This window comes from Maricaulis sp. MIT060901 (genome assembly GCF_047123815.1).
Classification (GTDB): Bacteria; Pseudomonadota; Alphaproteobacteria; order Caulobacterales; family Maricaulaceae; genus Maricaulis.
Genome location: NZ_CP138920.1, coordinates 2,010,954 through 2,024,285, shown reverse-complemented (window position 1 = coordinate 2,024,285; position 13,332 = coordinate 2,010,954). Strand labels below are relative to the sequence as shown.

Annotated in this window: 12 protein-coding genes; 8 read left to right on the top strand and 4 right to left on the bottom strand. The window is 60.9% G+C overall.

The window, feature by feature from the left end; genetic code table 11:
- Nucleotides 1-69: 69 nt before the first annotated feature.
- A complete protein-coding gene (locus tag SIC17_RS10000; protein ID WP_412545258.1) occupies nt 70-1,761 on the top strand; it encodes a M28 family metallopeptidase in 1,692 nt (563 codons plus the stop codon).
- A 79-nt stretch (nt 1,762-1,840) separates the two neighbouring features.
- Here the strand turns inward: SIC17_RS10000 and SIC17_RS09995 are convergent, their stop codons facing one another.
- The 3 genes from SIC17_RS09995 to SIC17_RS09985 all read right to left on the bottom strand — a co-directional run bounded on the left by SIC17_RS09995 (nt 1,841) and on the right by SIC17_RS09985 (nt 3,801).
- Nucleotides 1,841-2,416, bottom strand: a complete 576-nt coding sequence (locus SIC17_RS09995) for a helix-turn-helix domain-containing protein (RefSeq protein ID WP_412545257.1) — start codon at nt 2,414-2,416, stop codon at nt 1,841-1,843.
- Between the two features lie 89 nt (nt 2,417-2,505).
- The gene (locus SIC17_RS09990) at nt 2,506-3,153 is read right to left on the bottom strand and encodes a helix-turn-helix domain-containing protein (protein ID WP_412545256.1); all 648 of its coding nucleotides are present in this window, start codon (nt 3,151-3,153) and stop codon (nt 2,506-2,508) included.
- Between the two features lie 3 nt (nt 3,154-3,156).
- Nucleotides 3,157-3,801, bottom strand: coding sequence for a helix-turn-helix domain-containing protein (locus SIC17_RS09985; protein ID WP_412545255.1), 645 nt, complete (start codon nt 3,799-3,801; stop codon nt 3,157-3,159).
- A 281-nt stretch (nt 3,802-4,082) separates the two neighbouring features.
- On the opposite strand from SIC17_RS09985, the gene SIC17_RS09980 reads away from it, so the two are divergent.
- The 7 genes from SIC17_RS09980 (at nt 4,083) to SIC17_RS09950 (ending at nt 12,281) form a co-directional block, all read left to right on the top strand.
- Nucleotides 4,083-4,499 (top strand): NAD(P)H-dependent oxidoreductase subunit E, encoded by a 417-nt coding sequence (locus SIC17_RS09980; RefSeq protein ID WP_412545254.1) that lies wholly within the window; start codon nt 4,083-4,085, stop codon nt 4,497-4,499.
- Complete coding sequence (locus tag SIC17_RS09975; protein ID WP_412545253.1) at nt 4,492-6,030, top strand: NADH-ubiquinone oxidoreductase-F iron-sulfur binding region domain-containing protein; 1,539 nt, start codon at nt 4,492-4,494, stop codon at nt 6,028-6,030. Before SIC17_RS09980 ends, SIC17_RS09975 begins: the two co-directional genes overlap by 8 nt.
- Before the next feature lie 4 nt (nt 6,031-6,034).
- The gene (gene fdhF / locus SIC17_RS09970) at nt 6,035-8,869 is read left to right on the top strand and encodes a formate dehydrogenase subunit alpha (RefSeq protein WP_412545252.1); all 2,835 of its coding nucleotides are present in this window, start codon (nt 6,035-6,037) and stop codon (nt 8,867-8,869) included.
- The gene (fdhD, locus tag SIC17_RS09965; RefSeq protein ID WP_412545251.1) at nt 8,866-9,651 is read left to right on the top strand and encodes a formate dehydrogenase accessory sulfurtransferase FdhD; all 786 of its coding nucleotides are present in this window, start codon (nt 8,866-8,868) and stop codon (nt 9,649-9,651) included. The genes fdhF and fdhD overlap by 4 nt, the downstream gene beginning before the upstream one ends.
- Before the next feature lie 5 nt (nt 9,652-9,656).
- Nucleotides 9,657-9,863 (top strand): formate dehydrogenase subunit delta, encoded by a 207-nt coding sequence (locus SIC17_RS09960; protein WP_291891424.1) that lies wholly within the window; start codon nt 9,657-9,659, stop codon nt 9,861-9,863.
- A gap of 64 nt (nt 9,864-9,927) precedes the next feature.
- Entirely contained in the window at nt 9,928-11,562 is a 1,635-nt protein-coding gene (locus tag SIC17_RS09955; RefSeq protein WP_412546920.1) for a formate--tetrahydrofolate ligase, read from the top strand.
- A gap of 128 nt (nt 11,563-11,690) precedes the next feature.
- On the top strand, nt 11,691-12,281 hold the full coding sequence (locus SIC17_RS09950) for a helix-turn-helix domain-containing protein (RefSeq protein ID WP_291891422.1): 591 nt from the start codon (nt 11,691-11,693) through the stop codon (nt 12,279-12,281).
- Here SIC17_RS09950 and SIC17_RS09945 read toward each other — a convergent pair.
- A complete protein-coding gene (locus SIC17_RS09945) occupies nt 12,278-13,330 on the bottom strand; it encodes a 2-oxoacid:ferredoxin oxidoreductase subunit beta (RefSeq protein WP_412545250.1) in 1,053 nt (350 codons plus the stop codon). The two genes, SIC17_RS09950 and SIC17_RS09945, sit on opposite strands and share 4 nt — an antisense overlap.
- Nucleotides 13,331-13,332: the final 2 nt, after the last annotated feature.

Sequence of the window (13,332 nt, the reverse complement as noted above, 5' to 3'; positions counted from 1 at the left end):
CCCGGCCTGCGAATGCAGGATGTGCGGCAGATTGGCTGCTACAGCCTCAATCGCCAAGGGGAACATTTGATGAAACACGCGATTTTTGCCTTTGCCGCGAGCAGCTTGCTGCTTGCTGGCTGCACTCAGGCCGGCGAGGAGGACGCCGCCCACGAGGATAACGCCGCGGAAAACACCAACTCCGCATCCATCACATCCACCGAGATCACGGAAGCTGACCTGCGCCATCGCATCGCCACCCTGGCCAGCGACGAGTTCGAAGGACGCGCTCCGGCGACCTCCGGCGGCATCGCAGCCAGCCAGTGGATCGCCGACGAGATGCAACGCATTGGCCTGGAACCAGGCAATGGCGACAGCTATTTCCAGCCGGTTTCCCTGCTGGAGGTCACGCTGGATACCGCCAATTCCAGCTTCGACATCGCCCATAATGGCGAGAGCCTCGGTTTTTCAATGCCGGACGACCTGGTTTACTGGACCAAGCGCGCCGATGACGAAGTCGCCATCGAGAACACCGAACTGGTCTTTGTCGGTTATGGCGTTGTCGCTCCGGAATATGGCTGGAACGACTATGAAGGCGTCGACGCGCGCGGCAAGACAGTCGTCATGCTGGTCAATGATCCGGGTTATGGCGATCCGGAAAGCGGACTCTTCAACGGCAATGCGATGACTTATTACGGCCGCTGGACGTACAAATTCGAGGAAGCGGCCCGCCAGGGCGCCGACGGCGTCATCGTCATCCACCAGACCGCCCCGGCCTCCTATGGCTGGAATGTCGTCTCCGGATCCTGGACCGGTGGCCAGCTGGATCTGGCCCGTGAACCGGGTGAAGGCACATTTGCTGGCGTTGAAAGCTGGATCACCGAGGAAGGCGCACGCCAGCTGTTCGAACTGTCCGGACTGGATTTCGATGCACTCACCGCAGCTGCGGCACAGCCGGGTTTTGAAGCCGTTGAAATGACAGGCCTGACTGCGTCCGGCACCCTGCGCAACACCACCCGCACCATGGACAGCCGCAATGTCGCCGGTGTTGTCCGCGGCACCGAGCGTCCGGATGAGTTTGTCATCTACACCGCGCACTGGGACCATCTGGGTATTCGTTTTGGTGTCGGTGAGGACGGTATCTTCAACGGCGCTGTCGATAATGCGACCGGCACGTCTGCCATCCTGGAGATCGGCGAGGCATTTGCTGCCAATCCACCGCAACGCTCTGTCATGATCCTGGCTGTCACTGCCGAGGAATCCGGCCTGCTGGGTTCTGCTTATTACGGCGTCAATCCGATCGAGCCACTCTCCCAGACCGTCGGCGGAATCAACATCGATGCCATCCTGCCAACCGGTCGGTCACGTGACGTGGTCGTTGTTGGTCACGGCGCGTCCGAGCTGGAAGATATCCTGACCGAGGAAGCCGCCGACCAGGACCGCTATATTGTCCCGGACCCGAACCCGGAGGCGGGCTATTTCTACCGCTCCGACCACATCTCCCTGGCCAAGCAGGGTGTGCCGATGCTGTATGCAGACGGTGGCTTCGACCTGCGCGAGGGTGGCCGCGAGGCCGGCGAGGCCTTTGGCGCCGACTACCGCGCCAATCGCTATCACGCACCGGGCGATGAGTATTCTGAAGACTGGAACATGGAAGGCATGCTCGAAGACGCCCAGCTCTTCTACAATGTCGGCAACCGTCTCGCGAATTCGCAGGACTGGCCGAACTGGTATGAAGGTAATGAGTTCCGGGCACTCCGCGACGCCCAGCGCGCCGATTAGGCAGCGAGACATCTGCACGAAAAAGGCGGCCCCCTCAGGCCGCCTTTATTGTATCTCATACCGGGTGGAAGCTGTCTGTCTAGAACGTCTTGCGCGTCGCAAAACGTTCGCCATTTCGGCTTTCTAGGCGCTGGGAATAGGCTGCCTCGTCGATCACGGCACCTGAGTGCACGCAATAGACGGTGCGCGCCTCGGAGATGCGCGGCCAGTGGATAAAGTCACACAGAACCGTCTTCATGCCCGAAGCAACATTGATCTCGACACTGCCCATGCTCTGGGCAAAGGCGAGATTGTTCTGGAACATGCCGCTATCACGCAAATTATCCATGGCGCCGACAAACTCGCCGCCCAGAAATTGTGAGACCTGACGCCCCTCGATCTCCTCGCGAGTGACACCGAACATATCGACTGCACCTTGCGAGATCGCCTTGAACATACCCAGGGAGTCGGTGACGAATTCGATGGCCGGATTAAGCGTAACCAGGTCCATCCAGGTCGGGGCCGGAGCCACGACAAAAGCGTCTTGAACAAGTTCTGCCATGCGGCGCTTCACGCGCTCGGGTGGATCGGATTCTCCGTTCTCCCAGCGCGAAACCATCGCCTGGGTAACGCCGAGATCGGCAGCCAGAGCGGCCTGCTTCAGACGTTTGGACATCCGGAAATTCCGGATGATGGACGGCCAATTCACTTTTCCGGATGCAACAGGCAGATTTAAATCTTGTGCCACGGTTCCCCCCGCAGGCCCTAAGCTATGGGCGTTGTACGAATCTGGCTTCCAAACTCCTTCTGGAGGTCCTCGAACTCGTCCTCGCCGACCTGCGCTCCGCTGAACACCCAGCGCGGCTGGAGGTCTTCACCCCGTCGCCACCAGTTCATCGAATGCACAAACAGCGTTTCACCCTTTCGAGGCCCGTCGCAGAGTACATACTTGTCCACACTTTCAACGGTTTCGACGCGTTCGTCAAAGAATCCGATTGATTTTAGACGCAAAAAAAGTTGCGGCAGTCCTTCCGAGAAGCTCCGAGAAAGCTCCTCGCCTTCGCAGTCGATGCGCTTCAGACCGGTTTCGCGTTCCATGCCGACACTGATCGTTTCCAGAATGCCGGAGCTGGACACCACGCCGGCAATGGCCGGGGTTTCCGCCATGTAGGACCGCCAGCCGATCATCGGCGCCGATAATTCCTCGGGTGACACTAGGGTGAGGATGCGTTCCTGCATTTCCCGACCCGGCTCGACCAGGTCTGCCTCCCAGCGTGAGACCATCGCCTGTGTGACCCCGAGATCATCGGCCAGAGCCATCTGCTTCATATTGTTGGTAAAACGGTATTGTTTGAGAATTTCACCCCAGCTCAGATGCGCCGGTTTACTGGACCGGTTTGTCTCTGTGCTCATTCCTCAAAGTGCCTTTCGCACAACCACCGGCCCACCCAGCCGCTCTCTCACATCGCGATAGACGCTTTCATTCACGACAGCGCCGGACATCATGCACAGGACACGCGGCCCCGGCATCAGGACCGGACGGTGCAGCCCGTGCAGATAGACCTGTTTCCATTCCCCGGAACCGTGCCGGTATTCGAACAGGTCCACGCTCTCCGCGCTGGCCACCTGACCTTCGAAAAAGCCTGCACGCCCAAAGGTTGCAAAAAGGTCAAAAATCTCGCCACGGAAGTGGTGCTTCATCATGCGGCCCGACAATTCTTCGGATGTCGACCCCATCAACCGGGCCAGCCCGCGCGAAGCGACAGCCATGCGTCCGGTCCCGTCAGCGACACAGATAATGGCCGGGTTCTGGGCGACACGCTGCTCCCAGACATCACGCGAAATCGTCGCGCTTTCGGCCCAGTAAAGATCGAACAATAATTCCTGGATGCGAGGACTGGGGCGGGCATCGGCAGCTTCCCATCGCGAAACCATGGTCTGGGTCACGGCGAGACGATCCGCCAGCTGACCCTGGTTAAGCCCCGTCGAATGCCGGTAGTGCCGGATCACTGACGGCCAGTGCAGCTCGGGAAGTTCCTGCGAAATCTCAATTGCTGACATGCAACTCTTCCGCCCTTCGAAGAATGCAGTAACGCTCTGAGTTATATTTTATAACGTAAATCGCGATTTTTGGGAAGCTGGTTTCTGTTTGGCACTGTTTGCGCGAGATGAACAGGGCGATTTTGAAACTTGTGTGACACTTGCCGCGAGGGCGACAGTCCATGCGGGAACAGTCCGTCGCGGCGGACTATAGGCTGACGCGTGCGTCAACAAAACAGTTTCAAATGGCGCGACGAGCGCTAAACTCCCTGCAACGAATAATAATTCCCGGGGAGAGCTGCGTGCCGCACGATATCGATGTGGTTGCGAAGATCTGCGCACATCACAATCATGATCCCGCTGCATTGCTGGAAATCCTGCACGACACACAGGAACATTTCGGCTGCGTCAGTGACGAGGCCGCGCGCCGGATTGCGCAGGACCTGAACATATCCCGCGCCGACATCCACGGCGTTCGCAGTTTCTATGGCGATTTCACCCGCGACACCGACAAGCCGAAACTCAAACTCTGTCGTGCCGAAGCCTGCCAGGCTGTGGGCAGCGAAGAGCTGGCCCGGCGCCTGTCGGCCAGGGGCATCGCAAGCGAGACCATCTATTGCCTGGGCAATTGTGCCCTGGGCCCGGCCGCGATGATCGGGAAGCGCCTGATCGGCCGCGCCAGCGCCGAGCTGCTGGAAGCGGAGTTGGCCGATGGCTGATGCGACCCGCCTCTTTCTCTCCAGGGACGCCGCCGCCCTCTCCGTCGGCGCCGACGGCGTTGCCGCGGCCCTGCCCCAGGACCAGCTGGTGCGGACCGGGTCTCGCGGCATGTTATGGCTGGAGCCCCTTCTGGAAGTCGACACACCGGAGGGCCGGATCGGCTTTGGTCCCCTCTCCGTCATGGATGCAAAACGTCTGGCCGAGACGGGCTTCCCGCTGGATGATGCGACTTGTGTCGGCAAGGTCGAGGACCTGCCCTGGATGAAGATCCAGCGCCGTGTGATCTTTGAGCGTTGCGGCGTCATCGACCCGCTGAACCTGGACGCCTTCGAGGCCAGTGGCGGGCTGGACGGCCTGCGCGCCGCGCTTGCCAAGAGCGCAGCGGACATCGTCGAGACTGTGACTCGCTCCGGACTACGTGGCCGCGGCGGCGCCGGTTTTCCAGCCGGCATCAAGTGGAAAACCGCATCGGAAGCCCAGGCTGACCAGAAATACATCTGCTGTAACGCTGATGAGGGCGATAGCGGCACCTTTGCCGATCGCATGTTGATGGAAGGCGATCCCGGCCAGCTGATCGCCGGCATGATCATCGCCGGCCTCGCTGTGGGTGCCACAAAGGGCTTCATCTATTGCCGCTCGGAATATCCGCACGCCATTGCAACGCTGAAGGCTGCGATCGCGTCCTGGGAAGGGCGCGGCTGGCTGGGGGCGGATATTCTCGGCTCCGGGAAGGCATTTGAACTCGAGGTTCGTCGCGGCGCCGGCTCCTATGTCTGCGGCGAGGAAAGCGCCATGCTGGAGAGCCTGGAAGGCAAGCGCGGTCAGGTCCGGGTCAAACCGCCCATCCCGGCTCTTTCAGGCCTGTTCGGAAAGCCGACCATCGTCAACAATGTCCTGACGCTGGCCAGCGTACCGTGGATCCTGGAGCATGGCGGCGAAGCCTATGCCGAGATCGGCCATGAACGCTCGCGCGGCACCCAGGCTTATCAACTTGCGGGCAATATTCGCCGGGGCGGCATGCTGGAAGCCGATTTCGGCATTTCCCTGCGTGAACTGATCGAGGATTTTGGCGGTGGCACGCTGAGCGGCCGCCCGCTGAAGGCCGTCCAGGTCGGAGGCCCCCTGGGCGCCTACATCCCTGCGGACGGTCTCGATTTGCCAATGGATTACGAAGCCTTCGCCGCGGCTGGCGCGATGCTGGGGCATGGCGGCATCGTCGTCTTTGACGACACGGTCGACATGGCCAGACAGGCCGAATTCGCGATGGAATTCTGTGCCGAGGAAAGCTGTGGCAAGTGTACGCCATGCCGTATCGGCTCAATGCGAGGCGCCGAGACGATCAGCAAGATCCGCGACGGCGAGAATGTCGAGGCCAATCTGGAACTGGTGGAAGACCTGTGCACCATCATGACGGACGGATCACTGTGCGCCATGGGCGGCCTGACCCAGATGCCGGTGATGAGCGCGCTTCGCCATTTCCGAGAGGATTTCACATCCTCGGACGCGAAACTCAAAGACATGGTAGACTAAAGCGATGGGAAGCCGCCGCGAGAATGATTTCGGCACGCCGGCCCGCACAAGCGAGACCCGCGTCAGCCTGGAAATTGACGGCCAGACGGTCACCGTACCGGAAGGCACATCCATCATGCGCGCCGCCTCCGAGGTGGAAGCACGCATCCCAAAACTCTGTGCCACAGACCGGTTGGAAGCATTTGGCTCCTGCCGTATGTGCCTGGTCGAGATCGAGGGACGCAAGGGAACCCCCGCCTCCTGCACCACACCGGTGTCCGAGGGCATGAAGGTCCAGACCCAGACACCTCGCCTGGAAGCCCTGCGCCGTGGCGTGATGGAACTCTACATCTCCGACCACCCGCTCGACTGCCTGACCTGTTCCGCCAATGGTGATTGCGAACTCCAGGACACCGCCGGCGAAGTGGGCCTGCGCGAAGTGCGTTACGGTTTCGAGGGCGAAAACCACCTGGCCGAAGGCGTCGACGCCTCCAATCCCTATTTCCAGTTCGATGGCTCCAAATGCATCGTTTGCTCGCGCTGCGTTCGCGCCTGTGACGAGATCCAGGGCACGCTGGCCCTGACCATTGACGGGCGGGGTTTCGAATCCAAGGTTTCCGCCGGGCTCGATGAGGGTTTCTTCGACAGTGAGTGCGTGTCCTGCGGCGCCTGTGTCCAGGCCTGTCCGACCGCCACGCTGATGGAGAAAAGCGTCGTCGAACATGGACAGCCACGCCGCGAGGTTGCCACGACCTGCGCCTATTGCGGGGTTGGTTGTTCCTTCATCGCCGAACTGCAGGGCGATGAAGTTGTGCGCATGACACCGGACACGTCCGGCGGTGCCAATGAGGGCCATTCCTGCGTGAAGGGAAGATTTGCGTGGGGTTATGCCAGCCATCCCGACCGGGTGATGTCGCCGATGATCCGCGAGGATATCAGCCAGCCCTGGCGCGAAGTCAGCTGGGACGAGGCCATCGGCTTCGCCGCGGACCGCTTCAAGGCCATCCAGACAGAGAACGGCCGCAGCTCGATCGGCGCAGTCACCTCATCGCGCTGTACGAATGAAGAAGTCTATGTCGTCCAGAAAATGGTCCGCGCGGCCTTTGGCAACAATAATGTCGACACCTGCGCCCGGGTCTGCCACTCGCCGACCGGCTACGGCCTGAAGACGACGTTCGGCACCTCTGCAGGAACACAGAACTTCAAATCCGTGGAACAGGCAGATGTCATCCTGGTCATCGGCGCCAATCCGACCGATGCCCACCCGGTCTTTGCCTCGCGCATGAAACAGCGGCTGCGTGCTGGCGCCCGCCTGATCGTCGCTGACCCGCGGGCGACGGACCTTGTCCGCTCTCCGCACATCCAGGCTGACCATCACCTGCAACTACGACCGGGCACGAATGTCGCCATCATCAACGCCCTGGCCCACGTCATTGTCACCGAGGGCCTGGTCGACAGGGCGTTTGTTGCCGAGCGTTGCGAGGCCGAGAGCTTTGACCGCTGGGCAGCCTTCATCGCGCAGGAACAGAACAGCCCGGAAGCTGTTGAGGCGGTCAGCGGTGTGCCCGCGGAAACAATCCGCCAGGCTGCGCGTCTCTATGCCACGGGTGGCAATGCCGCGATCTATTACGGGCTGGGCGTAACCGAACACTCGCAAGGATCGTCCATGGTGATGGGCATGGCGAACCTGGCCATGGCGACGGGCAATATCGGTCGTGAGGGCGTCGGCGTGAACCCGCTTCGGGGCCAGAACAATGTCCAGGGCTCCTGCGACATGGGGTCTTTCCCGCACGAGTTCCCCGGCTATCGCCACGTCTCCGATATCGATACCCGCGCCCTGTTCGAGACCAGCTGGGGCAAGTCGCTCAGCGACGAGCCGGGTCTGCGCATACCCAACATGTTTTCCGCAGCGCTGGATGGCAGTTTCAAGGGCATGTTCATCCAGGGCGAAGACCTCGCCCAGTCGGATCCGGACACCCAGAATGTCATCGCGGCCCTGCGCTCCATGGACTGTGTGGTCGTCCAGGACCTTTTCCTGAACGAAACTGCCGCCTTTGCGCATGTCTTCCTACCGGGCACGTCTTTCCTGGAGAAGGACGGCACCTTCATCAATGCCGAACGCCGCATCAACCGCGTGCGCCCGGCCTTCCCGGAAAAACAGGGCCTATCGGAATGGGAGACGGTCTGCCGCCTCGCCGAGGCGCTGGGTTATCCCATGCGCTATCAGAAATCGGCGGACATCATGAATGAGATTGCGGCGCTGACACCGACTTTTGCGGGCGTCAGTTTCGACCGCCTCGATCGCGAGGGCTCGGTGCAATGGCCATGTAACGATGCAGCGCCCAACGGCACGCCGACCATGCATGTCGACGGGTTTGTGCGGGGCAAGGGCCAGTTCATGCTGACCCAGTTCATCCCGACCGAGGAACGCACCACACGTGCCTTCCCGCTGCTTTTGACGACCGGCCGCATTCTCAGCCAGTACAATGTCGGCGCCCAGACCCGCCGCACCGAGAACTCGCGCTGGCATGACGAGGATGTGCTGGAGATCCACCCGTCCGATGCAGACGCTCGCGGCCTCACCGAAGGTGACATGGTTTCCCTGTCCAGCCGCAAGGGCGCGATCACCGTCCGTGCCGTCCTCTCGGATCGCATGCCGCCAGGCGTGGTGTATACGACGTTCCACCACCCGGAATCCGGAGCGAACGTGGTGACAACCGAGTTATCCGACTGGGCGACGAACTGCCCTGAATACAAGGTCACGGCTGTACAGGTCGCCCCATCCAACATGCCATCGGACTGGCAGGCCGAACGCGATCGCCGCCGCGCCCGCATCGATATCGTGCCCGCTGCGGAGTGACCGGATTGAACCTGCCGCAAGCCTCGCTCGATGTCGCCATCGCGTCCACGGATGCGGAGGGAAGCCACTGGGCTATTGCCACGGAACACCCGGTCGAGATCGGCTTTAACGGGCGCGCCTGGACCGTGATGATGGCCAGTCCCGGTGACCTGGAAGATCTGGCTTTCGGTCTGGCGGTCTCGGAAGGCGTCCTGAACGCAGACGCCCGACCGGACGCGATCGAGATCATGACCTATGCCGAAGGTACCACGGTCGACATCCGGATCGCGGCGAAGGCCATCAATGGTGACCGCCTAACCCGGCGCACCCTCGACGGTCATACAGGCTGTGGCCTGTGTGGCATCGAAAGCCTGGCGGAGTTGCATGCACCGGGCCCCGGCCAGAGGCGCGCGCTCAACATCAGCGACGCCGCGATCGAACGCGCCTTCAACAACATTTCTGACCGGCAGACGCTTAACCAGCAGACTCACAGCGTCCATGCCGCGGCCTGGTGTTCGCCGGTCGGAGTGATCGAGTTTGTGCGCGAGGATGTCGGTCGTCACAATGCACTGGACAAGCTGATCGGACTGCTCGCAGCGGCGGGCCGGATCGAGGCGCCCGGCTTCGTGCTGATGTCCAGCCGGTGCAGTTACGAGCTGGTCTACAAGACCGCCGCGACGGGCGCTTCAGCACTGGTCACCCTGTCCGCCCCCACATCGCTGGCGCTGCAGCTGGCCGATGCCATCAATCTGCAAATCCTCACACGTGGCCCAGGCGGCCGCGTCGTGCGATTGGGAGTCTAGGCCCGATGGACCAGAACCGCCTCATCACCATGGCCAACCAGATCGCCGGCTTCTTCGAACCCTATTCCGAGGAGGAGGCGATCGAGGGCGTGGAACAGCACATCAAGAGTTTCTGGGAACCGCGCATGCGCGAGCAATTGCAGGCGGTCCTCACCGATCATCCAGACAGTTTGCTGCCGGTCGTCCGCAAGGCTGCGGCTCGGCTCGCCTGACCATATCCTTCGAGGGGGAGAGAAGACGTTGAACAGTGATATCGATATCGCCCGTGCGGCCAACATGCTGCCGATCACGGACGTCGCGGAGAAGCTCGGCATCCCGTCCACGGCGCTGGCCCAGTACGGCAATGACAAGGCCAAGCTGACGGCGGACTACATCAAATCGCTGAATGGCGGCGAAGATGGCAATCTTATCCTGGTGACGGCGGTCAATCCGACGCCCGCCGGTGAGGGCAAGACGACCACCACAGTGGGGCTGGGCGATGCGCTGAACCGGATTGGAAAACGCGCGACCATCTGTATCCGCGAACCCTCCCTGGGACCATGTTTCGGCATGAAGGGCGGCGCTGCGGGCGGGGGACATGCCCAGGTCGTGCCGATGGAAGATATCAATCTCCACTTCACCGGCGATTTTCACGCGATCACTTCGGCGCACAATCTGCTCTCCGCGATGATCGACAATCATATCTACTGGGGCAATGCGCTGGAGATCGACCAGCGCCGCGTGGTCTGGCGCCGCGTGCTGGACATGAATGACCGTGCCCTGCGCGAGATTATCGCTTCACTGGGCGGCGTGGCCAACGGTTTCCCGGGCCAGTCCGGTTTCGACATCACGGTGGCTTCGGAGATCATGGCTATCCTCTGCCTGGCGGAGGACCTGGAAGACCTGCAACGACGCCTCGGCAATATCATCATCGGCTACCGCCGCGACAAGACGGTAGTGACCTGCCGCGACGTCCAGGCAGATGGTGCGATGACAGTCCTGCTGAAAACCGCTCTGCAGCCGAACCTGGTACAAACACTCGAGAACAATCCGGCCTTCATCCATGGTGGTCCGTTCGCGAACATCGCCCACGGCTGCAACTCGGTCATCGCCACCAAGACGGCGTTGAAACTGGCCGATTATGTCGTCACTGAAGCGGGCTTTGGCGCGGACCTGGGCGCGGAGAAATTTTTCGACATCAAGTGTCGCAAGGCCGGGTTGTCACCCAAGGCCGTCGTCATCGTCGCGACCATCCGCGCACTCAAGTCCAATGGCGGTGTCGCCAAGGCTGACCTTAATGAAGAGAACCTCGAAGCCCTGAAGAAGGGATGCGCCAATCTCGGCCGTCACATCGAGAATGTCCGCAAATACGGTGTACCGGCCGTGGTCGCGATCAACCATTTCTCCTCCGATACCGACGCCGAAGTCGCACTTGTCGAGGAATACGCCGCGTCCATGGGTAGCGAAGCCATTCTTTGCCGCCACTGGGCCGATGGCTCGGCAGGCACTGAGAACCTGGCCAATCGTATGGTCGAGATCATCGAAGGCGGTGTCGCCCAGTTCGCTCCGATCTATGGTGATGATCTGAGCCTGTTCGAAAAGATCGAGACAGTCGCCAAGACCATCTATCGTGCTGACGAAGTGCTGGCTGACAAGAAGATCCGGGACCAGTTGCGCGAATGGGAAGAGGCCGGTTTCGGGCACTTGCCTGTCTGCATGGCCAAGACACAGTACAGTTTCTCGACAGACCCGAACCTTCGCGGCGCGCCCTCCAATCACTCGGTCCCCGTCCGGGAGGTCCGACTGTCAGCGGGCGCCGGCTTCATCGTCGTTATCTGCGGAGCGATCATGACCATGCCGGGCCTGCCTCGCCATCCCGCGGCGGAACAGATCGGGCTCGATGACAACGGCCAGGTCGTCGGACTCTTCTGAGGCGAATTCGCATAAATTAATTCAAGTCAATGAAATAGTCTGGGTATTCATATTCTATGAGTGCCCGGACTTTTCCTAGGGCCGTAAGACTTCTGACCTCCGCAAAGTGAGTGTTTTGAAGTCGGAATATGGATTGGGCCCGGACCGTTCGGTCGCTTAGACAGAGACTACGCCTGAAACAGGGCGCGTTCGCGCAGATGGTCGGCACCAGCCAGACCACGATCTCGCGCATCGAGGCGGGCTTGTCCGAGCCCACAGCTGATATCATTGAAGCTATTGATAAACTGCGTAAAAACCCGAACACGCGCAGCACTTTCGACGACTTTGTCGCCTCGATCGAGCATAGTCCCTATCATTGTTTCCTGCTGAACACGGACAATGATGACCTGGCATTGGAAACGGTCAGCGATCCGATGCGCGACCATCTGGGTTCAGTGCGCGAGCTGGCAGACATGACTGCGGGTGACGAGCTGAGCCATCATATCAACGCCCTCATCGACCGCGGCTTCTCATCCGGACGCATTGAAAGCGCCATCGGCAGCTGGAAGGACGCGGGCAATCCGCCGCAATTCTGGCAGGTGGTCTATTCGCCCATGCGGGATGGTACGGGCTCCTGGTATGTCTACGCCACGCTGACGCAAACCACCGAGGCTGACTATGAGGCCCATCGCGGCGAACACGATGGCGGCCTCATCATCACCAGTTATACCCCAGACTAGCGGTAACGCGCCTGCAGCTTGGCCAGAGCTTCGCTGCCAGGGCAGAGCACATCCTGCGGGATGGTATTGAGCGGACGAGCCGGCAGGCTGTTGGACGCGTGCATGTCACCCATATCCTCGTTGAGATAGAGGAGACCCGTACGGATCTCGCCCGAATCGGACGGTGTCATCAGTGTCTCAATGGCCTGGGCACGATCACGCGGATCATAATCGCTCTCTGTCTGGCGCAGGCGCAGAACGCCGCCGTCATGCAAGGTCACGCTCAGCAGGCCGCCCTCATCGGGAGCGCCGGTGATCTCGTCAGCCTGCGCTACGAAATCCGTATGCACGAGCGGATGATAATACTTGTACGTATGGGCATAACTCTTGGTCGAGCCAGCGTGGTCATTGAAGGTCACACACGGCGAGATCACGTCGATGACCGCGAAGCCCTTGTGCATCAGCGCCGCCTTGATCAGCGGAACCAGCTGGGACTTGTCGCCGGAAAAACTGCGCGCCACAAAACCCGCGCCCAGGGTCAGCGCCTGGACACACGGATCGATCGGAGTCTGCTCGTTGGCGAGCCCCTTTTTCGACTTGGTACCAATATCCGCCGAGGCCGAGAACTGCCCCTTGGTCAGGCCATAAACACCGTTGTTCTCGATCATGTAGAGCATGTTGAGATTGCGACGGATGGCATGGGCGAATTGACCAAAACCGATAGACAGCGAGTCACCGTCTCCGGAGATACCGATATAGTGCAGGTCGCCGTTCACAGCGTTTGCGCCTGTCGCCACCGACGGCATGCGGCCGTGGACACAGTTGATACCGTGCGACTGCCCCATGAAATAGGCCGTCGTTTTGGACGAACAACCAATGCCGGACACCTTGGCGGCGCTTTCCGGGGCCAGGTTCAGCTCCCAGAAGGCCTGGACCAGGGCCGCGGTGACAGAGTCATGGCCACAGCCCGCGCAAAGCGTCGACATCACGCCCTCATAATTGCGGATTGTCAGGCCCAGCGCGTTGGTTGGCAGGTGTTTGGAGATTTTCGGTTTCGGCATCGAGGTCATGA